The sequence below is a fragment of the Mesorhizobium amorphae CCNWGS0123 genome (genome assembly GCF_001686985.1).
In the GTDB taxonomy this organism is placed as follows: domain Bacteria; phylum Pseudomonadota; class Alphaproteobacteria; order Rhizobiales; family Rhizobiaceae; genus Mesorhizobium; species Mesorhizobium amorphae.
This window is the reverse complement of the sequence record NZ_CP015318.1, coordinates 3,935,197-3,955,972: the sequence shown is the minus strand read 5'-3', so window position 1 is coordinate 3,955,972 and position 20,776 is coordinate 3,935,197. Positions and strand designations below refer to the sequence as shown.

At 61.1% G+C, this 20,776-nt stretch carries 19 protein-coding genes and 1 tRNA gene; 3 read left to right on the top strand and 17 right to left on the bottom strand.

The genetic code is table 11. The features are described from left to right. Positions 1-625: 625 nt before the first annotated feature. Complete coding sequence (locus tag A6B35_RS34590; RefSeq protein ID WP_006202094.1) at positions 626-817, bottom strand: hypothetical protein; 192 nt, start codon at positions 815-817, stop codon at positions 626-628. Positions 818-1,094: 277 nt separating this feature from the next. Continuing rightward, the gene (locus tag A6B35_RS18570; RefSeq protein ID WP_006202093.1) at positions 1,095-1,304 is read right to left on the bottom strand and encodes a Flp family type IVb pilin; all 210 of its coding nucleotides are present in this window, start codon (positions 1,302-1,304) and stop codon (positions 1,095-1,097) included. Positions 1,305-2,252: 948 nt separating this feature from the next. Between A6B35_RS18570 and A6B35_RS18565 the strand changes: the two genes are divergently transcribed. Continuing rightward, positions 2,253-2,522 (top strand): hypothetical protein, encoded by a 270-nt coding sequence (locus A6B35_RS18565; RefSeq protein WP_006202090.1) that lies wholly within the window; start codon positions 2,253-2,255, stop codon positions 2,520-2,522. A 228-nt stretch (positions 2,523-2,750) separates the two neighbouring features. Beyond that, a complete protein-coding gene (locus tag A6B35_RS18560) occupies positions 2,751-3,347 on the top strand; it encodes a c-type cytochrome (RefSeq protein ID WP_006202089.1) in 597 nt (198 codons plus the stop codon). Positions 3,348-4,019: 672 nt separating this feature from the next. Here the strand turns inward: A6B35_RS18560 and A6B35_RS18555 are convergent. Further along, positions 4,020-4,095, bottom strand: a tRNA-Lys gene (locus tag A6B35_RS18555). 293 nt (positions 4,096-4,388) lie between these two features. On the opposite strand from A6B35_RS18555, the gene A6B35_RS18550 reads away from it, so the two are divergent. Beyond that, positions 4,389-4,859, top strand: a complete 471-nt coding sequence (locus A6B35_RS18550) for a BA14K family protein (RefSeq protein ID WP_006202087.1) — start codon at positions 4,389-4,391, stop codon at positions 4,857-4,859. A gap of 80 nt (positions 4,860-4,939) precedes the next feature. On the opposite strand, the gene glpK is transcribed toward A6B35_RS18550, so the two are convergent. The 14 genes from glpK to A6B35_RS18480 form a co-directional block, all read right to left on the bottom strand. Next, positions 4,940-6,433 (bottom strand): glycerol kinase GlpK, encoded by a 1,494-nt coding sequence (gene glpK / locus A6B35_RS18545; RefSeq protein ID WP_006202086.1) that lies wholly within the window; start codon positions 6,431-6,433, stop codon positions 4,940-4,942. 94 nt (positions 6,434-6,527) lie between these two features. Then, complete coding sequence (locus A6B35_RS18540; protein ID WP_006202085.1) at positions 6,528-8,252, bottom strand: ABC transporter substrate-binding protein; 1,725 nt, start codon at positions 8,250-8,252, stop codon at positions 6,528-6,530. A gap of 78 nt (positions 8,253-8,330) precedes the next feature. Beyond that, positions 8,331-8,612 carry a DUF2160 domain-containing protein gene (locus A6B35_RS18535; RefSeq protein WP_006202084.1) on the bottom strand — a complete coding sequence of 94 codons (282 nt, stop codon included), beginning with the start codon at positions 8,610-8,612 and terminating at the stop codon, positions 8,331-8,333. A gap of 2 nt (positions 8,613-8,614) precedes the next feature. Further along, positions 8,615-9,538: a carbohydrate ABC transporter permease gene (locus tag A6B35_RS18530; RefSeq protein ID WP_081482130.1), complete on the bottom strand. Its 924-nt coding sequence runs from the start codon at positions 9,536-9,538 to the stop codon at positions 8,615-8,617. Between the two features lies 1 nt (position 9,539). Next, on the bottom strand, positions 9,540-10,406 hold the full coding sequence (locus A6B35_RS18525; protein WP_006202082.1) for a carbohydrate ABC transporter permease: 867 nt from the start codon (positions 10,404-10,406) through the stop codon (positions 9,540-9,542). Beyond that, positions 10,407-11,489, bottom strand: coding sequence for an ABC transporter ATP-binding protein (locus A6B35_RS18520; RefSeq protein WP_006202081.1), 1,083 nt, complete (start codon positions 11,487-11,489; stop codon positions 10,407-10,409). It lies immediately after the preceding gene. 11 nt (positions 11,490-11,500) lie between these two features. Then, positions 11,501-12,580, bottom strand: a complete 1,080-nt coding sequence (locus tag A6B35_RS18515) for an ABC transporter ATP-binding protein (protein ID WP_006202080.1) — start codon at positions 12,578-12,580, stop codon at positions 11,501-11,503. 39 nt (positions 12,581-12,619) lie between these two features. Continuing rightward, positions 12,620-14,146, bottom strand: a complete 1,527-nt coding sequence (gene glpD, locus A6B35_RS18510; protein ID WP_006202079.1) for a glycerol-3-phosphate dehydrogenase — start codon at positions 14,144-14,146, stop codon at positions 12,620-12,622. A 138-nt stretch (positions 14,147-14,284) separates the two neighbouring features. After that, entirely contained in the window at positions 14,285-15,052 is a 768-nt protein-coding gene (locus A6B35_RS18505; RefSeq protein ID WP_006202078.1) for a DeoR/GlpR family DNA-binding transcription regulator, read from the bottom strand. A gap of 125 nt (positions 15,053-15,177) precedes the next feature. Next, positions 15,178-16,584, bottom strand: a complete 1,407-nt coding sequence (locus A6B35_RS18500) for a pyridoxal phosphate-dependent decarboxylase family protein (RefSeq protein WP_006202077.1) — start codon at positions 16,582-16,584, stop codon at positions 15,178-15,180. 115 nt (positions 16,585-16,699) lie between these two features. Continuing rightward, positions 16,700-17,431, bottom strand: a complete 732-nt coding sequence (locus A6B35_RS18495; protein WP_006202076.1) for a proteasome-type protease — start codon at positions 17,429-17,431, stop codon at positions 16,700-16,702. A 31-nt stretch (positions 17,432-17,462) separates the two neighbouring features. Next, entirely contained in the window at positions 17,463-18,257 is a 795-nt protein-coding gene (locus A6B35_RS18490; RefSeq protein WP_006202075.1) for a transglutaminase family protein, read from the bottom strand. Between the two features lie 44 nt (positions 18,258-18,301). Then, complete coding sequence (locus tag A6B35_RS18485; protein ID WP_006202074.1) at positions 18,302-19,243, bottom strand: alpha-E domain-containing protein; 942 nt, start codon at positions 19,241-19,243, stop codon at positions 18,302-18,304. A gap of 21 nt (positions 19,244-19,264) precedes the next feature. Continuing rightward, positions 19,265-20,677 carry a circularly permuted type 2 ATP-grasp protein gene (locus A6B35_RS18480; protein WP_006202073.1) on the bottom strand — a complete coding sequence of 471 codons (1,413 nt, stop codon included), beginning with the start codon at positions 20,675-20,677 and terminating at the stop codon, positions 19,265-19,267. Positions 20,678-20,776 lie beyond the last annotated feature (99 nt).

Sequence of the window (20,776 nt, the reverse complement as noted above, 5' to 3'; positions counted from 1 at the left end):
TCCCGACAGGGCGACCTAATCGATCAGAGGCAAAGCAGATTGCAGATCAGCCCGCCCCACTGCGTCGAGGCCGACGAGCGCGGAAGCACTCGTTCGCCGCAACACACGCGGGCGACGCCCTCGCTGGCTTTACGCGGTACGAAGCCGTTCGATGGAACCTGCGCCTGACGTTGTAATCAAACGCGCAGCGGCAAATGCGGCCAGGATTATGAGAACCGCCGTGATGTCAAGGAAGATCGTCGACGCAAGAACGGTCCCGCTTTGGTCAAAGCAACTTGCGAATTCCATGGTGCCTTACCCCTTCAAACCCACCTACCCCAATCCAGTGGCCCCACCGCCTGGCTCAGCATGATCCTGATTCAAGGGAAATACAAGTGATTGCTAATGTAGAGAACGAGTCTGCAGCCGTTCCGCGTGTGCCAGAAGGTACTCCAAGTCTGCCTGTGAAATCTGCTTTGGGTCTTTACGCCCGGCGACCTCCGGTTGAGAAATCACCCGGGGCCTTCAGGTGCCCGGACCGGTAATGTCGTCAAAGACATCGTGGACCTGCGCAGCCAGCATATCCCGCCTTGCAGGCCGAAGTCGTGCAGCCGCTTGGGGCGCCTCCGGTGACTGAGCTCAACCGCTATTCGGTCTCCGGCGGCACTTCTTTCTTGATCGTCTGGGTATCGGCGGTTGCTGTGTCGGCGGACGCGACGCTCGCAGTCTTCGTCTGTGTGTCGACCGATGCCTGTACCTTCGAATGCCCGGGGCACTCTGCGGATGCAGCGGATATGGAGAGGCCAAGTGCGGCGGCTATTGCCAGCAACGTTTTCATCGTCTTTCCCTTTCGTGCTGACGTAACGTAACCTGTCTGGCGCTGAGGACATAATCACTTTTGCCCTCGCGCGCTTGCACGCACGCGAGGGCAAATCTGTAATTGCGATAGCGCTGATCGGGGACGCCGGTCCTATGTGCCCTCACAGTAGCCCGCTTCGGCGGTGGTATCGTCTCCCTGTATATGGTCGTGGCGTCGTTCGCGCCGCTGTAAAGAAAAGGGCCGGCGACGTGCGCCGACCCCCTGTCTCAACAAGGCTTGTGGCCCTTTGGCCGTATCAGGTTCCGACGCCCGTTCCGACGTTACAGGTGCCGAGCGGCGATGCTTCCAGATTTGCGCACAGGCCCGTAAAGCGGCCCGTAACCCAGCCACCGATGGCGAGGATCGCAAGGATCGATGCTGCTGCGATGATGCCGACGAGGATGGAATATTCAACCATCGCGGCGCCAGAATCGTCGTCGCGGAATTGCTTCAGAAGTTTCGTCATGTGATTTCCCCTTACCCGTTAAACCCAGACAGAGGTGCAAAAGCTCATCCCCCGGTCGCGACGATGATCCTGTTCCCGGCGACCACGTCGTGTCAACAGACCTTAACTCGTTGTTAACCTTTGGGAATGCGCCCGAGCGCAGAATGTTCTGCTTCTCGCTAATATAAGCCAATGAAAATATTCGCGTATTCCGCGCGCTAACCATTTCTGATAATCGCAAAGACTAGACTTGGCGAATATATAGCCTGCTATATCGGCGCGTCCTTATCGGCCTACCTTGATGAAGCGTGGGCAGCCGTCCACCGAATAACTTGGCGTCGTAAACACGCCGAGTCCTGTGAAATAGTGGCAGGTAGATGCACCCGTTGGGCTCTTCTCTTCGTGATAGAGGACGCCGCTCGACGTCGCGAGCAACGCGCCAAGCGAAAGGACGATCAGGATAGACACGCCGGCGACCGCTTTTCGCATTGCATGATTGCCAAGGGCTCTAATTGAATGTGACCTGAATGCCCAATTCGCCTGGAAAGGAAGCAGCCTGATCGAAACCACGCTCGACCTGAGCCGTATACTTTCCATCGTTTGCCAACTGGTCCCATAGGTAGAACCCGGCAACACCGGCAATAATGATCAATAAGGCCCATCGCATCGGAAAGCCCTCCCTCGGAGTTTCCGATAAAAGCAGCTTTCCGGCTCTACGACGCCTGAAGCTGTCCAGCAGGCATCCTGCCTGACACCGCAATCAACCGTGCACCGGCAAATGCGGTCAGAATTATGAACACGGCAGTGACGTTGAGGAACGCCAAAACGATCGCGCTCTGGTCGTAGCAACTTGCGAATTCCATGACTCTTTACCCCTTTACCCCTTCAAAAACCCACCTTCATTATGATCCTGCTTCGGGATAAATTCAAGCAGACGCTAATATACCTTGACGGAGATGGGGCGTAGTGATGCCGAAGATGTCCAAGAAGGCCTCTCCGAACAGCGATCGGTTCGGAGAGGACGGCAGGCGCCTGTATAGTGCCCATGATGCCGCCAAGACCACGAAGGCTACCAAGGCCGCGAAGTTTGCCAAGGCTATCGAGGCTGCCCATGCTGAGACTACCAAGGGGAACAAGCCGATCCTCCGCGTCAAACGGCGGCGCTGGTCACTGCTCATAGGTGGCGGGTCACTCGCTGCCGTTGTGGGCCTCTTGATGGATTTGATCGGGGCGGGCTAAGCCCGTTGCCACGAGCCATAGGCGGGTGCCAGGGACTCGCGAGGCGCGCTTCGCCGGGCAGGAGAGCGGCTGCTGGAGCGCGCGATGGTGAGTCTCTCGTCGCCGCGCATCAGCCCGTGATCGCCATTCTGCCCTTCCCACCATTGATTGAGATCGCTTGTTGGAGCCCGGCTTGACCTTCCATGTACTGGAAGGTGTACGGCCGAAGCGTGACTTGGAGGAAGGCGCATGAACATTGGAGTTGCGGCCTGCCCGCACGGGGAAGCGCACAACTCAGTGAGACTCGTCCTTGCGGTGGGGCTTGCACTGGCTTGTGTTTCGAGCCTGGTCGCTGCCAAGGTTGGCATTGAAGCACTCATTGAGAGCCGCCAAGCGTCCATGAAACAAATGGCAACGGCTGCAAAAACGCTTGCTGGGATTTTTAACGGCCAAGTCCCTTACAATGCTGCTACATTTCGAGACGCTGCCGAAACCCTACGAGATCGAACCGGGAGCCTCCTTGGTGAGTTTCCATCCGGATCGCTCGGTCCACTGTCCGGTGCCAAACCGGAAATCGACCAAGACCGACGAAGTTTTGAGGCACTGGCTCACCACATCGCCACGCTCGCAACTGCACTGGCAAAGGAGGCTGCGAACGCGCCCCCGCAAATCAACGCCGAAATGCGGATGGGGCCTGGAACGATGATGGACGGCGGAAGTCTGCTGGGGAAGCGCACTAACGCGGCTGAACCCGAGCCGGCGACGTTGCCCGCAGAACACTTGGTGCACATGATTTTGCAGGATTGCACCAGTTGCCACTCCAGGTTCCGCCAAAAGATTCGATGACGCCGCCCTCGGTGATTGGCTCTGGCGCATTCCTCTTGGTGCCAAATAAACGGTCATCCAGATGCTCGAAGTGATTGGTGGCGCCAAGCTCGTCGCCACCAGTCCCTGCCACGTAGCGCGCGTACTCGGCAGCCATCGGCGTGCGCACCGTCCCGCACCATCTTCGAAGAACTACCTGCCTGACCATTAACCTAGCCTCCGCGTCGTGCAAAGCGGGCGCCCGGCGCTCTAGCGAACGGCCCTCTATTTGAGCTTCGCGTCGCCGTTCGGATCGTGAAAGTGTTCCTCGGAATGCCCGCAACTGTCGCATTTGAGGGTACGTCTCTGCACTCCCGCAAAACTAAAATGCTCGCGAGGGCGAGAGGGCACCACTCTCAGACGCCCAACGCAATCAGACTAGAGAGAGAGATTATCGCCGTCAGGATCAGCGCCCACGACACGACGTTGCGCGAGAGGCCTCTCCGGCGACCGCGCAGGGCCTTGTCTCGCCAGCGTTTAGCCTCATCAGCCCCTATGCTTAGCTTATCCACGCCCTTCTCTCCCCAATGGGAAAAGAATGCTTCCGTTGCAATCGAGAGTCCAGATATCGTCAGAACGGCTTTTCGAGCAGCGGTTCAGTGCCTTTCGGCCGCGACACCATGAGCGCCAAGCTCACTAAGCGATTGATTGTTTTGGTGAGCGCGATGGGATTCGAACCCATGACCTACTGATTAAAAGTCAGTTGCTCTACCGGCTGAGCTACGCGCTCCCGCGGGCTCGAAAAGGCCGCCCTCGAAATTGCGCGGAACATAGGGAGAGTGCCGCGACCGGTCAACCGGAAAAAGAAGGCCTCCAAGCCTTGCTTTCCACGGTGCACGCCGCTCGCACGTTGCCCGGCCAATGACGAGCTCGCCTTACGCGAAAGGACGAGCGTTTCTGTATCGCAGCAACGCCGTACGGTAGAAGCATTACAAATCGGCAACCTGCGATTTTACAGGAACCATAGCCCGGCCGGGCCGTTTTCTCACCACAAGGGACGTCACCCCTTTCAAGGAGAAGGCCATGAGGAAGATCGTTTCGGGCTTGCTGGCTGCCACACTGTCAGTTTCGTTCGCGGCGGCGGCCGCCGTGCCTGCCAATGCCGAGATGGTCATACCGCAGCAGGCATTGCCGGTTTCGTCGGACATTCAGAAGATCGAGGCCCGCAATGGCGATTTTCAATGGAAGCATCGCCATTGGAACCGCCGTGGTGTCAGTCGCGACTTCAACCGCGACGCCTATTGGAACGGCCATCGCGGCTATCGCGAATATCGTCACGGCTATCGCCGCCACGGCGACTACTGGTTCCCGCTGGCTGCGTTCGCCACTGGCGCGCTGATCACTGGCGCGATCATCAACAATGAGAACAACCGCGTCTATCGCGGCGACGCGCATGTACAGTGGTGCTACGACCGCTACAGAAGCTATCGCGCGTCGGACAACACCTTCCAGCCTTATGACGGCCCGCGTCAGCAGTGCTATTCGCCCTACTAGGGTTCCCGGGCGGATCGAACACGGGAGGCTGATGGAAGCCCGTGCCGGCGACGGTGCGGGCTTTCGTTTTGCTGGCAGAACTACTGCGTACTCAAGGTCCTGCGTACCGCATCGCGCCAGCCGGCGAGCTTGGCCGAGCGGACAGTGGCCTCCATATCCGGCTTGAAGCGCCGCTCGAGCGCCCAGCTCCTGGCGAATTCCTTGGCTTTTGGCCACACACCCGCCCTTGAACCCGCAAGCCAGGCGGCACCGAGCGCGGTGGTCTCCAGGATGGTCGGCCGGTCGACCGGCGCATCGAGGATGTCGGCCAGCCGCTGCATGGTCCAGTCGGACGCCACCATGCCGCCGTCGACACGAAGCACGGTCTTGGCCGAGGCGCCCTTCCAATCCTTGCGCATCGCATCGAGCAGGTCGCGGGTCTGGTAGGCGACGGATTCGAGTGCGGCGCGGGCAAACTCCGCCGGGCCCGAATTGCGGGTCAGGCCGAAGATGGCGCCACGCGCCTCGGCGTCCCAGTGCGGCGCGCCGAGGCCGACGAAGGCCGGCACCAGATAGACTTCCTGTGTCGGATCGGCGGTCGCCGCCAGCGCGCCGCTGTGCTCGGCCTTGCCGATCACCTTGATGCCGTCGCGCAGCCATTGCACGGCGGCACCGGCGATGAAGATCGAGCCTTCCAGCGCATAGGTGGTCTTGCCATTCAGGCGGTAGGCGATGGTCGTCAACAGCCGGTTCTTCGAGCGCACCAGGTCGGCGCCGGTGTTGAGCAGCGCGAAGCAGCCGGTGCCATAGGTGGATTTCATCATGCCCGGCTCGAAACAGGCCTGGCCGATGGTCGCGGCATGCTGGTCGCCGGCCACGCCGAGAATTTTTATTTCGGCGCCAAACAGGCTTTTCTCGGTCACGCCGTAGTCGTCGGCGCAATCCTTGACCTGAGGCAGCATCGCGGCCGGGATGCGCAGGATGGACAGCAGCTCGTCGTCCCAGACATTCTTCTCGATGTTGTAGACCAGCGTGCGCGAGGCGTTGGTGGCGTCGGTGGCGTGCACCTTGCCGCCGGTCAGCCGCCAGATCAGGAAACTGTCGATGGTACCGGCGAGCAGCTCACCCTTCTCGGCGCGTTTCCTGGCGCCCTTCACCTTGTCCAGTATCCAGGCGATCTTTGTGCCGGAAAAATAGGGATCAAGCAGCAGGCCGGTCTTTCTGGTGAATGTCTTCTCCAGCCCCTGTTTCTTCAGCTTGTGGCACAGTGGCGCGGTGCGGCGGTCCTGCCAGACGATGGCGTTGTGGATCGGCTTGCCGGTCGCCCTGTCCCAGATGACGACGGTCTCGCGCTGGTTGGTGATGCCGATCGCGGCGACATCAGCAGCGGCGCTGCCGGCATTCTTCAGCGCCGCCTTCACGGTGGCGACGACGCTCGACCAGATCTCCTCCGGGTCGTGCTCGACCCAGCCGGAGGCCGGATAATGCTGAGTGAATTCCTGCTGGCCTGTGCCTGCAACCTTCATCTTGTCGTCGAACAGGATCGCCCTGCTCGATGTCGTGCCCTGGTCGATGGCCAGCACAAAGCCGCTCATTTCCGCTCCTCCGCTAATCATGCAACAGGGGAGACGGCAAAAGCCGCCTCCCCCGCAAGTCCTGCGCGGGCGCTGACGCCCGCATCAGACAGTCTTACTTCTGCCAGCTCTTCACCAGTTCGTCGTAGTTGATGGTGACCGGCTTTTCCTTCTCGTTCTCGATCTTGAGCTGAGGCGCGAGATGGCCGTTCTTGACCGCGTCGGCGTTCCAGTAGGCCAGGTCATGCTCTTCGGCCATCTTCGGACCGATGTCGCCCTGGATGCCTGCCTTTTCCAGGCGTTCCATGACCTTTTCCTGCTCGGCGCAGAGCGAGTCCATCGCCTCCTGTGCCGTCTTGGCACCCGACGAAGCATCGCCGATCGCCTGCCACCAGAGCTGTGCCAGCTTCGGATAATCCGGCACGTTGGTACCCGTCGGCGACCACTGGACGCGGGCCGGCGAGCGGTAGAACTCGATCAAGCCGCCGAGCTTTGGAGCGCGTTCCGTGAAGCTCTTGTCCTGGATCGTCGACTCGCGGATGAGCGTCAGGCCGACATGGCTCTTCTTCACGTCGACCGTCTTCGACACGACGAACTGCGCATAGAGCCAGGCGGCCTTGGCGCGATCGTCGGGCGTGGACTTCAGCAGGGTCCAGGAACCGACGTCCTGGTAGCCAAGCTTCATGCCATCCTTCCAGTACACGCCATGCGGCGACGGAGCAAAGCGCCATTTCGGGGTGCCGTCCGCGTTGACGACCGGCAGCCCGTCCTTGACGAAGGAGGCGGTGAAGGCAGTGTAGGTGAACATCTGCTGCGCGACCGTGCCCTGCGACGGGACGGGGCCGGATTCGCCGAACGTCATGCCCTGGGCTTCCGGCGGCGCATAGGCCTTCAGCCAATCCAGGTACTTCTGGATCGAATACACGGAAGCCGGGCCGTTGGTGTCGCCGCCGCGCGCGACGCACGAGCCGACAGGCTGCGACTTCTCGTTGACCTTGATGCCCCATTCGTCGACCGGAAGACCGTTTGGCAGGCCCTTGTCGCCATTGCCGGCCATCGACAGCCATGCGTCGGTGAACCGCCAGCCGAGCGACGGGTCCTTCTTGCCGTAGTCCATGTGGCCATAGACCTTCTTCCCGTCGATCTCGCGGCCGGTGAAGAATTCGGCGATGTCCTCATAGGCCGACCAGTTGACGGGAACGCCAAGGTCGTAACCGTACTTGGCCTTGAAATCGGCCTTGTTCTTCTCGTCGTTGAACCAGTCGTAGCGGAACCAGTAGAGGTTCGCGAACTGCTGGTCGGGCAGCTGGTAGAGGTCGCCGTCCGGAGCGGTCGTGAACTTGGTGCCGATGAAGTCGGCGAGGTCGAGGTTGGGGTTGGTGACATCCTTGCCCTCATTCGCCATCCACTTGGTCAGGCTGCGCGCCTGCTGGTAGCGCCAATGCGTGCCGATCAGGTCGGAGTCGTTGACGTAGGCGTCGTAGATGTTTTCGCCCGACTGCATCTGGGTCTGCAGCTTTTCGACGACGTCGCCTTCGCCGATCAGGTCGTGGGTGATCTTGATGCCCGTGATCGCGGTGAAGGCGGGCGCCAAAACCTTGGACTCATAGCTATGCGTATCGATGGTCTCGGAGACCACCTTGATGTCCATGCCGGCGAAAGGCTTCGCGGCATCGATGAACCATTGCATCTCGGCTTCCTGGGCGCCGCGATCGAGCGTCGACAGATCCTTGATTTCAGTATCCAGGAAGGTCTTGGCTTCGTCCATTCCGGCGAACGCCTGGCCTGCTCCCCAGAGCAGGACAAGCGCAGTCGTTGATGTTAAAAATTGCCTTCGCATTAGTTTCCTCCACTTTTCAGGTTTCAAGTGCGATCTGGAGCGGCCGTCGGCACGCGGCCGCTCCAACAGTTTCCCCCTCTATACGTAGCGGAACACGCCGACGGCGTAGACTACGGAGAGAGCGAGAGCCCACCACAGGTTGGGTCCGACAAGACCCAGCCAAGCGAGATGGATAAAGGCGCTGCCGAGCAGCGAAACAAAGAGGCGGTCGCCGCGCGTCGTCTCGAAGCGCAGGATGCCGACGCGCGGATTGCCGCCCGGCGAGGCGTATTCCCAGGCCGCCATGCCGCACAGCAGCACCAGGATCGTGATGAAAAACAGCGCCGTCGGCAGCGTCCATGCCATCCAGGTGAGGTTCATGGTCATACCCTCCCCAGGGCAAAGCCCTTGGCGATGTAGTTGCGGACGAACCAGATCACGAGCGCGCCTGGCAGGATGGTGAGCACGCCGGCGGCGGCGAGCACGCCCCAGTCGAGGCCCGAGGCCGAGACCGTGCGCGTCATGATCGCCGCGATCGGCTTGGCGGCGGTCGTGGTCAAGGTGCGCGCGATCAGCAGCTCGACCCATGAGAACATGAAGCAGAAGAAGCAGGCCACGCCGATGCCGCTGGCGATCAGCGGCATGAATATCTTCAGGAAGAAGCGCGGGAAGGAATAGCCGTCGATATAGGCCGTCTCGTCGATCTCCTTCGGAACGCCGGACATGAAGCCTTCGAGGATCCAGACCGCCAGCGGCACGTTGAACAGGCAGTGCGCCAGCGCCACGGCGATGTGCGTGTCGATCAGGCCGAAGGCCGAGTAGAGCTGGAAGAACGGCAGCGCGAACACCGCCGGCGGCGCCATGCGGTTGGTCAGCAGCCAGAAGAAGAGGTGCTTGTCGCCGAGGAACCGGTAGCGCGAGAAGGCGTAGGCGGCAGGCAGCGCCACCGAAACCGAGATCACCATGTTCATGACGACATAGATGATCGAATTGATGTAGCCCTTGTACCAGGACGGGTCGGTGAAGATCACCATGTAGTTGGCGATGGTCGGGTTCTTCGGCCACAGCGAAAAGGCGCCCAGGATCTCCTGATTGGTCTTGAAGCTCATATTGACCAGCCAGTAAATCGGCAGCATCAGAACGATGATGTAGATCGTCGGCACCAGCCACCAGAACCGGGATTCTTCGCCGCGCCGGCGCATCAGCCGCGCAATCTGGTCCTGTGACAGGGTGCTGGCGAGCCCGTCCGAAACCGTCGTCTCACTCACCCGGTCCTGCCTCGTCGTTCTTTCGTTGGCGCCGCTCATCTCAACCCTCCGCATCGACGGTGGTCATGACGGTGTAGAACACCCATGACAGCAGCAGGACGATCAGGAAGTAGATGATCGACATGGCAGCTGCCGGCCCGAGGTCGAACTGGCCGACGGCAATCTTGACCAGGTCAATCGACATGAATGTCGTCGAATTGCCGGGACCACCGCCGGTGACGACGAAGGGCTCAGTGTAGATCATGAAACTGTCCATGAAGCGCAGCAGCACGGCAATCAGAAGCACGCGGTTCATCTTCGGCAGCTGGATGTAGCGGAAGATCGCCCAGCGCGACGCGCCATCGATCTTGGCGGCTTGATAATAGGCATCCGGTATGGAGACGAGGCCGGCGTAGCAGAGCAGAACGACGAGACTCGTCCAGTGCCATACGTCCATCAGGATGACCGTCACCCAGGCGTCGGTCGGGTCGTTGACATAGTTGTAGTCGATGCCGAGCGCGGAAAGCGTGTAGCCGAGCAGGCCGATATCGATGCGGCCGAACACCTGCCAGATCGTGCCGACGACGTTCCACGGGATGAGCAGCGGCAGGGCCATCAGCACCAGGCAGACCGGCACGCCCCAGCCTTTCTTGGGCATGTTGAGAGCGATGAAGATGCCGAGCGGAATCTCGATGACGAGGATGATTGCGGAGAAGATCAGGTTGCGGACCATCGACAGCCAGAAACGATCCGACCCCAGGATTTCTGTGTACCAGTCCGAGCCATTCCAGAAGAAGACGTTGTTTCCGAACGTATCCTGTACCGAATAGTTGACCACCGTCATGAGGGGGATCACCGCCGAGAACGCCACCAGCAGAAGCACCGGCAGCACCATGAACCAGGCCTTGTTGTTCCAGGTCTTTTCCATCTATGCCCCCATCTCGACACGCCAGGAATCGGCATAGATGTTGATGCCGACCGGGTCGAACCGCACTTTCGGATCGGCAGGAACGTCTTCGTCCTCGCCGATGACCGCGGCGATCTCGCGGCCTTCGAGATTGGCGCGGACCACCTTGTGGCGACCGACGTCCTCGACCTTGCTGATCTTCACGGCCATGCCGTCGCGGCCGAGCCTGACATATTCCGGGCGGATACCGAGCTCGATGGCGCCTGCGCCGGTGTTCCCAGTAACAGTCTTGGGCACGCCGGGCAGTTCGATGCGCTGGCTGCCGATCGTCGCGGTCTTGCCGTCGATGGCCACCGGCATGACGTTCATGCCGGGCGAGCCGATAAAATAGCCGACGAAAGTATGGCGCGGCCGCTCGAACAGTTCGGCCGGCGTGCCGATCTGGACGATCTCGCCGTCATACATGACGACGACCCGGTCAGCGAAGGTCAGCGCCTCGGTCTGGTCGTGGGTGACATAGACCATGGTGTAACCGAAGCGGCGGTGGAGTTGCTTCAGCTGCGAGCGCAGCACCCACTTCATATGCGGATCGATGACGGTCAGCGGCTCGTCGAACAGGATGGCGTTAACGTCCGAGCGCACCAGGCCGCGACCGAGCGAGATCTTCTGCTTCTGGTCGGCGGTCAGCCCGCGCGCCTTCTTCTTCGCCAGTTCCGCGAGGTCGATCATGTCGAGCGTCTCGCGTACCTTGCGATCGACGTCGGCCTCCGGCACACCGCGGTTGCGCAGCGGAAAGGCCAGATTGTCGTAGACGGTCATGGTGTCGTAGATGACCGGGAACTGGAACACCTGGGCGATGTTGCGCTCCTGCGTCGACAGCCGGGTCACGTCCTTGCCGTTGAACAGCAGCTGGCCGTGCGAGGGGTGCAGCAATCCCGAGATGATGTTGAGCAGCGTGGTCTTGCCGCAGCCCGACGGGCCGAGCAGCGCATAGGCGCCGCCATCCTCGAAAGTGTGGTGCACTTCCTTCAGGGCGAAATCGGCGTCCTTCTGCGGGTTCGGCAGATAGGAGTGCCTGATATGGTTGACGTCGATGCGCGCCATCGCTTGCCTCCCTATGCCGCCAGCTTCGGCGCGGCCACGGCGCGGCCGTGCTCGTCGAAGACCATGATGTGGCGCGGATCGATGAACACCTCGACCTCTGCGTCGGGTTCGAAATCGCGGATGCCGTGGGTCAGCATGACCCAGCGCGCGTCGGCAAAGTCGAGATGGATGAAGCTCTCCGAGCCGGTGATCTCGGTGATGGTGACCTTTGCCCGCACCGGCACGGCGGCGGCGTTTGGGCGCTCGAGCGACAGATGGTGCGGCTGGAAGCCGATCGTATAGTTGGCATCGGCAATGCCGGCGAGATCGGCCGGCACCGGCAATTTGACGCCGCCCTCGAGCAGGAAATCCGGACCCTTCTTGGCCAGCACGATGGTGTTGAGCGGCGGGTCGGCAAAGGTCTTTGCCGTCACCAGGTCGACCGGCCTGCGGAACACGTCGATGGTCGGCCCGAACTGGGTGATGCGTCCCTGCGAAAGCGTCGCCGTGTTGCCGCCGAGCAGAAGTGCTTCATGCGGCTCCGTCGTGGCGTAGACGAAGATGGTGCCGGCGGCGGCGAAGATCTTCGGCAGTTCGGCGCGCAGTTCCTCGCGCAGCTTGTAGTCGAGATTGGCGAGCGGCTCGTCGAGCAGCACCAGGCTGGCATTCTTGACGATGGCGCGGGCAAGAGCCGTGCGCTGCTGCTGGCCGCCGGACAGGCTGAGCGGCGTGCGGTCGAGATAGGGGGTCAGCTTCAAGAGTGCTGCTGCGTTGCGCACTTCCTTGTCGATCTTTGCCTGGTCGGTGCCGGCGACGCGCAACGGCGAGGCTATGTTCTCGTAGACGGTCATCGCCGGGTAGTTGATGAACTGCTGGTAGACCATGGCGACGTTGCGCTTCTGCACCGGCATTCCGGTGACGTCCTTGCCGTCGAACCAGACCGAGCCGGAGGTCGGCACGTCGAGGCCTGCCATCAGCCGCATCAGGCTGGTCTTGCCGGACAGCGTCGGTCCAAGCAGGACGTTGAGCGAGCCGTGCTGAAGCGTCAGCGACACGTCACGGATATGCTCCGCGGCGCCGACCGTCTTGGTGACGTTTCTCAGTTCCAGCATGATGCCTCCTCCCAGGCTTTCTGCATCAGCCAGCCATCCTTATTCTGCCGCCGCGACATGGCGCCGGCTTATTCCGCGCATGAATTCGTCCAGTGCACCCGCCTGCTCGCGGCTCAACTGCAGGCCGCGCTTGGTCCGGCGCCACAATACATCTTCCGCCGTCATCGCCCACTCGTTTTGAACGAGATAGCGCACCTCGGCCTCGTAGAGATCAGCGCCGAAATTCCGGCCGAGGTCGGCATTCGACCTGGCGAGGCCGAGCAGGGTGCGAGCACGGGTGCCGTAGAGGCGGGTCAGCCGGCGGGCCAGGCGCGCATCGAGAAACGGATAGGCGGTCTTCAGCTTCGCCACTTCGACGTCGAAACCGGTGGCCGGGAAATCGCCGCCGGGCAAAGGAGCGTTGGCGGTCCACGGCTTGCCGCGCTTGCCGAGGAAAGCTTCGATCTTTTCCAGCATCGATTCCGACAGCCGGCGATAGGTGGTGATCTTGCCGCCAAAGGCGTTGACGATCGGGGCCGCGCCCTCGCCGCCGTCGGCCTTGAGCACATAGTCGCGGGTCGCTTCCTGCGCCTTCGAGGCGCCATCGTCATAGAGCGGGCGCACGGCGGAATAGGTCCAGACGATGTCCGAACGCTTGACGCCCTGCGCGAAATATTCGCTCGCCGCGGTGCACAGATAGTCGATCTCGGCGTCGCTGATCTTCACCTCGTGCGGATCGCCCGGATAATCCCGGTCGGTGGTGCCGATCAGCGTGAATTCTTCCTCATAAGGGATGGCGAAAATGATGCGGCCATCCTTGTTCTGGAAAAAGTAGGCGCGCGGATCGTCGAACTTCTTGTTGATGACGATGTGGCTGCCCTGCACCAGGCGGACATTGTGCACGTCGTTCAGGCCGACCGTTGCCGACAGCACCTGGTCGACCCAAGGACCGGCGGCATTGACCAGAAGCCGCGCCTTGACCTCTTCCGCTTGCCCGGTGTGGACGTCTTCCAGCCTTATCGCCCAGAGATCACCCTCGCGGCGTGCGCTGACCACCTTCGTCCGGGTTCGGATGGTTGCGCCGCGGTCGGCGGCGTCGCGTGCGTTGAGCGCCACCAGCCTGGCATCGTTGACCCAGCCGTCGGAATATTCGAAAGCCTTGCGAAACAGCGGCTTCAGCGGCTTGCCGGCCGGATCCTTCGCCATGTCCAGCGTCTTGGTCGCCGGCAGCAATTTGCGCCCGCCAATATGGTCATAGAGGAACAGGCCGAGCCGGATCAGCCAGGCCGGGCGCAGGCCCTTGGCGTAAGGCAGCACGAAGCGCATCGGCCAGATGATGTGGGGCGCGTTCTTCCAGAGCACCTCACGTTCCATCAGCGCTTCGCGCACCAGACGGAATTCATAGAATTCGAGATAGCGCAGGCCGCCATGGATCAGCTTGGTCGAGCCGGACGACGTTCCGCTGGCCAGATCGTTCATCTCGGCCAGAAAAACCGAAAAGCCACGTCCGGCAGCGTCACGGGCGATGCCGCAGCCGTTGATGCCGCCGCCGATGACGAAAATGTCATGGATCGGAGATGCGTCCAAGAAGTCCTCCAGCGATTTCGCATTGCAGCATTTTTGGTCTTTTGCGAAACCGTTGCGGGATTATTTCGAAATAGGAACGAATGTCAAACGAAATATCACAGAGATGTGAGAGGCCTGTGATGCGGCCCCAAAAGCCGCCTAGCCGAGAGCCGTCTCGATCAGCTGAACCTCCGCCTCCTGGCAGATCTTGCGTACCGAAGGGATGTCGCAACGGTCGGTGATGAAGGTGTTGACCTGCGACAGATGACCGATGCGAACGGGCGCGGTGCGTTCGAACTTGGTCTGGTCGGACACAAGGATGACGTGCCTGGCATTGGCGATGATGGCTTGCGCCACTTTCACTTCGCGAAAATCGAAATCGAGCAACGCACCGTCATGGTCGATGGCCGAGGCGCCGATGACCGCGTAGTCGACCTTGAACTGCCGGATGAAATCGACCGCCGCCTCACCGACCACGCCGCCGTCGGAGCCGCGGACGACACCGCCGGCAATCACCACCTCGATCGAAGGATACACGCGCATCCTATTGGCAACATTTATGTTATTGGTGATGACCATGAGGCCGTTGTGATCCAGAAGCGCCTTGCTGACCGACTCGGTCGTGGTGCCGATGTTGATGAACAGCGAGGCATTGTCGGGGATCAGCCTAGCCGCCGCACGGCCGATCGCCTCCTTCTCGTCGGCAGCGATCTTGCGCCGCGCCTCATACTCCATGTTCTCGATGCCGGACGGGAAAAGCGCGCCGCCATGGATGCGCGAAAGCAGCCGCTGATCGCAGAGATCGTTGAGGTCCTTGCGGATGGTCTGCGGTGTCACGTTGAAATGCGTCGCCAGATCGTCGACCAGGACGCGGCCCTGGTCCTTGGCCATCTGGATGATTTCGGCGTGGCGCGGCGACAGATACATCAAAAGCCTCCCGTTTTCGTTTTTCTTGTCTATACCTGAAAACGAAAGCGATGAAAAGGCATAAGCCGGCTAATGAAAATGATCCGATTGCAAAGGCAAACCCGCGCGCGGCTGCCGGCGTCGTTTCAAGCAAGCCCGCGTGCGATTTCCGTCACGACGCCGAATGCCGCATCGACATCGGCTGCCGTCGCCTCGAACTGGCCGGCCTGGAAGCGGATCGCGACGCGGCCATCCACTCGTGTCTGAGTGAGATAGATGCGACCATCATCATTGATGGCATTGACCAGGCGAAGGTTGTGTTCGTCGGGGTCGACTCCCGCCCGATGCCGGAACGAAAACAGCGACAGCATCGGTTCGGTGACGATCTCGAAATCCGCCTCCCTTGCCAGGCGCGCGGCGAGGCCCTCGCTCCAGGTGACATGGTTGCGGATCATGGTGCGCAGGCCTTCCAGGCCATGGGCGCGCAACAGGAACCAGAGTTTCAGCGCCCGGAAGCGCCGGCCGAGCGGTACGGTCCATTCGGAATAGTTGATGATGCCGTCATGGCCATGGGTCTTCAGGAACTCGGGCTTGATCGCCAGCGTGCGGACCAGGTCCTCGGGCTGACGAATGAACTGGATCGAGCAGTCGAATTGCGCGCCCAGCCATTTGTGCGGGTTGAAGACAACGGAATCCGCCTCTTCGACGCCGCTCCAGAAATGACGGTATTCCGGGCAGATCATCGCCGATCCGGCCCACGCGGCATCGACATGTAGATAAAGCCCGTGCCGTTTGGCCACAGCAGCGACCGCGGCAATGTCGTCAGTGCCGCCGGTGCTGGTACCGCCAACGCTGGCGATGATGCCCGCGGGCAGCATACCGGCCTCACGGTCAGAGATGATCGCCGCATCGAGCGCTGACGTATCCATGGCGCGAAAACGGCCGGCAACGGGAATGCGGACAAGGTTCTCCTCGCCAATGCCGGCAACCCAGATCGCGCGGTCGATCGAGGTATGGACCTGGTCGGAGGAATAGACGCGCACCCTTGCCTGCCCGGCCAGGCCTTGTTTGTTGCCCTGCCAGTCGAGCGCCCGCTCGCGCATGGTCAGCACGGCCGCCAGCGTTGCCGATGAGGCCGAGTCCTGGATGACACCGGAGAACTCGTCAGGCAGGCCGAGTGCCTGGCGCATCCAGTCGACGGTGCGCGTCTCGAGTTCGGTCGCCGCCGGCGAGGTCTGCCACAGCATGCATTGCGCGGCCATCGCCGAGACCAGATATTCGGCCACCACCGAGACAGGCGCCGCATTGGCCGGGAAATAGGCAAAGAAGCGCGGATGCTGCCAATGCGTCATGCCGGGCACGATCTTCGCTTCAAAATCGGCAAAGATCCTGTCCATCGGCTCCGCCGTTTCCGGCGGCGAGGCTTCGATGCTACGGAAAATTGCACCTGGCGAAAGCGCCGGCCGAACCGGCCTTTCGCGCAATGTGTCGCGATAGTCGGCGCCCCAATCGGCAGCGCGCCTCGACCACGCACGGAACTCATCGTTGTTCATCGCATCCTCCCACAAAACTCAACCACGCGCTGCCAATCGCAGCACAAGCGTTCTCAATCCAATTTAATTAACGTGTGAAATATGTTTTGGCAATGGCCTGAGGGAGAAGGTCCGCTTATCCGGGAAAGTCAGGCAGGCTGGCAAAGGCCGCTTTCAGCGCGCTCGACCACCCATCGGAGATAGTGCGGTAATATTGATCGTCCTGGCCGATCCGCTTCTTCAGGCTGATCTTGAAGGCGTCCTTCTCGTAGAACAAAAGGTCAAGCGGCAGACCGACCGACAGGTTCGACTTCAGCGTCGAATCGAACGAGACCAAAAGCAGCTTCACCGTCTCGGCCAGGCTCATAGTCTTTTCATAGGCGCGGATGATGATCGGCTTGCCGTATTTGGTCTCGCCGATCTGGAAGAACGGCGTGTCGTCAGTCGATTCGATGAAATTGCCTTCGGGATAGATCATGAACAGGCGCGGCGCGCTGCCCCTGATCTGTCCGCCGAGGATGAAGGAGGCATTGAAATAGGAATCCGCCTTCTCGCCCGCCGGCGAGGAATGGGCGATGACTTCCTTGACCGTGTCGCCAACCAGCCGCACCGTCTGGTACATGGACGGCGTTTCCAAGAGCGTCGCATGGCGATCCGCCACCGCCTTGGTGCGCTCGTCGAGCAGGCTGACGACGGCCTGCGTCGTCGCCAGGTTGCCGGCCGACATCAGCACGATGACGCGCTCGCCCGGCTCCTCCCAGACATGCATTTTCTTGAAGGTCGAGATCGAATCCATGCCGGCATTGGTGCGGGTGTCCGACATGAACACGAGTCCGCGATCAATCTTCAGGCCGACGCAATAGGTCATCGATTCTCTTTTAGCAGCGATTCCGCTGGAATTACTGCTCTACCGTGACGGTGACGGCAAGCTGTTCTTGCGCTTGTCCCAGCCTGATCCCCGAAACCGGCGAGGCATCGCGATAATCCCGGCCTGTTGCCACTCTCACATAGCGCTCGTCGGGAGAAATACCGTTGGCGGCATCGAAGGCGACCCAACCCAGGCCTTGGACATGCGCTTCGGCCCAGGCATGGCTGGCCGCCTGTTGGACCATCGCGTCCATCATCAGATAGCCGCTGATATAGCGGGCCGGAAAACCCATGGCACGCGCGGCAGCGGTGAAGATATGACTGTGGTCCTGGCAGACACCGGTCTTGAGCGCCAGCGCGTCCTCGGCCGGCGTCATGACATTGGTGGTCCCGGGCTTGTAGGCGACGCGCTCGCCGATGATGGCCATCAGCCGGTGCAACCGCTCGATGTCGGTGCCCTTACCCACTGAGGCGGCAAGTTCGCGAATGCCTTCGCCGACGGCGGTCAGCGAAGTTTCCTGGCCAAACAGCCAGAGCGGTGCAAAACCCTGATGCGGTCCCGAAACGCCAGTGGTGTCGCGCGTCACGACTTCGCCCGACGCTTCGATGGTGATGGCATGCTGCTCGCCCTCGACGCTCAGCAGCCGCGTGTCATTGCCGAAATGGTCGGTGAAGCGCACTTCCTCGCGCGCGCCGTCGATCCTCAGTTCCCACGACAGCACGGTCTGCGTGTGCCCGCTGAGCGGAAGCAACCGCAGGCGCTGCAGCAGATACTGAACCGGCGCGTCGTAGCTGTATTCGGTCCGGTGGGTGATCTTGAGCCGCATGGGCGTCATTTTCCATTTGCGAGCATGATCTTGCCGGATCGTGCTCAGTAGAATTTGTAATCCTGCGCGATCTCGTCGCCGAGCCTGGTGTTGTCGCGAATGAAATTGGCCAGGAATTCATGCAGGCCGGCGTCGAATATATCCTTGATCGAGCCCGCCCTCAGCATTGCCTGGGTCTTGTCGGCGGTCGCATGGCAGGCATGGCGTTCGCCATAGTCGTCGCCGAGGAATTTCAGATGTTCGGCGAGGAAGCGGTAGCAGAAGGTCAGCGAGCGCGGCATGCGGACATTGAGGATCAGGTAGTCGGCGATGTTGGTCGGCTTGTAGTCGGCTTCGTAGACCCAGCGATACGAGCGGTGCGCCGACACCGAGCGCAGGATCGATTCCCATTGGTAATTGTCGAGCGTCGAACCGACCCAGGAGATCGAGGGCAACAGCACGTAGTATTTCACGTCGAGGATGCGCGCCGTGTTGTCGGCGCGTTCGACATAGGTGCCGAGCTGCGAGAAATCAAAGATCTCGTTGCGCAGCATGGTGCCGTAAAACGAGCCGCGGATCAGTGCCGTCTCGCGCTTGATCGCATCGAGAACACTTGGCAGGTCGCGTTCGTCGATGGGTCTCGCCAGCATGCGCTTCAGCGACATCCAGGCTTCGTTGATGCTTTCCCAGGTCTCGCGGGTCAGTGCCGTGCGCACCATGCGGGCATTGTTGCGCGCGGTCTCGATCGCCGACATCGTGCTCGACGGGTTCGACGTGTCGCGCAAAAGGAAATCGGAGACATTGGCCGCCGTGTAGTCCTGGTATTTTTGGGTGAAGGCAATGTCCGCGCCGGCACTGAGCAGCACCGAATTCCACTCTTCCGAGGCATTCTGTGTGCGCGTCAGCGCCATGCGCAGGCCGGCATCGACCAGGCGGGCCATATTCTCCGCCCGCTCGATGTAGCGGTTCATCCAGTAGAGCCCGTTGGCGGTGCGGCCGAGAAGCATCAAAAAACCTTCGAATGAAAATCAGTCATCGAGCACCCAGGTGTCCTTGGTGCCGCCACCTTGCGAGGAATTCACGACCAGCGAACCTTCCTTCAGCGCCACACGGGTCAATCCGCCGGGCACGATCTGGATACGGTCGGAGACCAGCACATAGGGTCTGAGGTCGACATGGCGCGGCGACAGGCCTTTTTCGGTCAGGATCGGGCAGGTCGACAGCGCCAGCGTCGGCTGGGCGATGTAGTTAGACGGCTTGGCCTGGAGTTTCTTGGCGAAATCCTGGCATTCCTTCTTGGTCGCCGCCGGTCCGACCAGCATGCCGTAGCCGCCGGAGCCGTGCACTTCCTTGATCACCAGCTCGTGGATGTGCTCGAGCACGTATTTCAGGCTGTCAGCCTCCGAGCAGCGCCAGGTCGGGATGTTGCCGAGGATCGCCTTGCGGCCGGTATAGAATTCGACGATCTCGGGCATGTAGGAATAGATCGCCTTGTCGTCGGCGATGCCGGTTCCCGGCGCATTGGCGATGGTGATGTTGCCAGCGCGGTAGACGTCCATGATGCCGGGCACGCCAAGGGCCGAGTCGGGACGGAAGGTCAGCGGGTCGAGGAAAGAATCATCCACCCTGCGGTAGAGCACGTCGATCTGCTTGTAGCCTTCGGTGGTGCGCATGGCGACATGGCCGTCGACGACGCGCAAATCCTGGCCTTCGACCAATTGCACGCCCATCTGGTCGGCCAGGAAGGCGTGTTCGAAATAGGCGGAGTTGTAGCTGCCGGGCGTCAGCACGGCGATGGTCGGGGTGCCCTTGGTGCTCTGCGGTCGCACCGCCGCCAGCGACTGGCGCAGCAGCTGCGGATAGTTTTCCACCGGCCGCACCTTGATCTGCTGGAACAGCTCGGGGAAGAGCTGCATCATCGTCTCGCGGTTTTCCAGCATGTAGGAGACGCCGGAGGGCGTGCGGGCATTGTCCTCCAGCACGTAGAATTCGTTCTCTGAGATGCGGACGATGTCGACGCCGATAATGTGGGTGTAGACGCCGGCCGGCGGCCTGACCCCGATCATCTCCGGCAGGAAGGCCTCGTTCTTGGCGACGAGCTCCCTGGGCACTCGGCCAGCGCGCAGGATTTCCTGGCGGTGATAGATATCGTCGAGGAAGGCGTTGAGCGCCTGCACGCGCTGCTCGATGCCTTGCGTCAGCCGGCGCCATTCATTGCCTGATATGATGCGCGGAACGATGTCGAAAGGGATCAGTCGCTCGGAGGCTTCCTGTTCGCCGTAGACGGCGAAGGTGATGCCGGTTTTGCGGAAGACGCGCTCGGCATCCTGCATTTTCTCGGTAAGCCTGGCCGGATCCTGCTCCTTCAGCCAGCGGTCGTAAGCCGAATACGGTTTTCTCAATCCGGAAACTTCCGGAAGCATTTCGTCGAACGCTGCCAATCGCATACTCCCCTGTGACGCCATTTCACTGGCGTCGCCGGAGAAAATCAAGCGCAATCGGTGATTTGGGGCACGCCGGCGGTCAGTATGTCAGAACTG

Coding starts and splice junctions, on each gene's coding strand:
- A6B35_RS18515 (WP_006202080.1), bottom strand. CDS start 12,580: ATGCTGGAACTGAGAAACGTCACCAAGACGGTCGGCGCCGCGGAGCAT.
- A6B35_RS18550 (WP_006202087.1), top strand. CDS start 4,389: ATGAGGAAGATCGTTTCGGGCTTGCTGGCTGCCACACTGTCAGTTTCG.
- A6B35_RS18570 (WP_006202093.1), bottom strand. CDS start 1,304: ATGACGAAACTTCTGAAGCAATTCCGCGACGACGATTCTGGCGCCGCG.
- A6B35_RS18560 (WP_006202089.1), top strand. CDS start 2,751: ATGAACATTGGAGTTGCGGCCTGCCCGCACGGGGAAGCGCACAACTCA.
- A6B35_RS18500 (WP_006202077.1), bottom strand. CDS start 16,584: ATGAACAACGATGAGTTCCGTGCGTGGTCGAGGCGCGCTGCCGATTGG.
- A6B35_RS18505 (WP_006202078.1), bottom strand. CDS start 15,052: ATGTATCTGTCGCCGCGCCACGCCGAAATCATCCAGATGGCCAAGGAC.
- A6B35_RS18540 (WP_006202085.1), bottom strand. CDS start 8,252: ATGCGAAGGCAATTTTTAACATCAACGACTGCGCTTGTCCTGCTCTGG.
- A6B35_RS18520 (WP_006202081.1), bottom strand. CDS start 11,489: ATGGCGCGCATCGACGTCAACCATATCAGGCACTCCTATCTGCCGAAC.
- A6B35_RS34590 (WP_006202094.1), bottom strand. CDS start 817: ATGAAAACGTTGCTGGCAATAGCCGCCGCACTTGGCCTCTCCATATCC.
- A6B35_RS18565 (WP_006202090.1), top strand. CDS start 2,253: ATGCCGAAGATGTCCAAGAAGGCCTCTCCGAACAGCGATCGGTTCGGA.
- A6B35_RS18525 (WP_006202082.1), bottom strand. CDS start 10,406: ATGGAAAAGACCTGGAACAACAAGGCCTGGTTCATGGTGCTGCCGGTG.
- A6B35_RS18495 (WP_006202076.1), bottom strand. CDS start 17,431: ATGACCTATTGCGTCGGCCTGAAGATTGATCGCGGACTCGTGTTCATG.
- A6B35_RS18535 (WP_006202084.1), bottom strand. CDS start 8,612: ATGAACCTCACCTGGATGGCATGGACGCTGCCGACGGCGCTGTTTTTC.
- glpK (WP_006202086.1), bottom strand. CDS start 6,433: ATGAGCGGCTTTGTGCTGGCCATCGACCAGGGCACGACATCGAGCAGG.
- A6B35_RS18485 (WP_006202074.1), bottom strand. CDS start 19,243: ATGCTTCTCGGCCGCACCGCCAACGGGCTCTACTGGATGAACCGCTAC.
- A6B35_RS18490 (WP_006202075.1), bottom strand. CDS start 18,257: ATGCGGCTCAAGATCACCCACCGGACCGAATACAGCTACGACGCGCCG.
- A6B35_RS18530 (WP_081482130.1), bottom strand. CDS start 9,538: ATGAGCGGCGCCAACGAAAGAACGACGAGGCAGGACCGGGTGAGTGAG.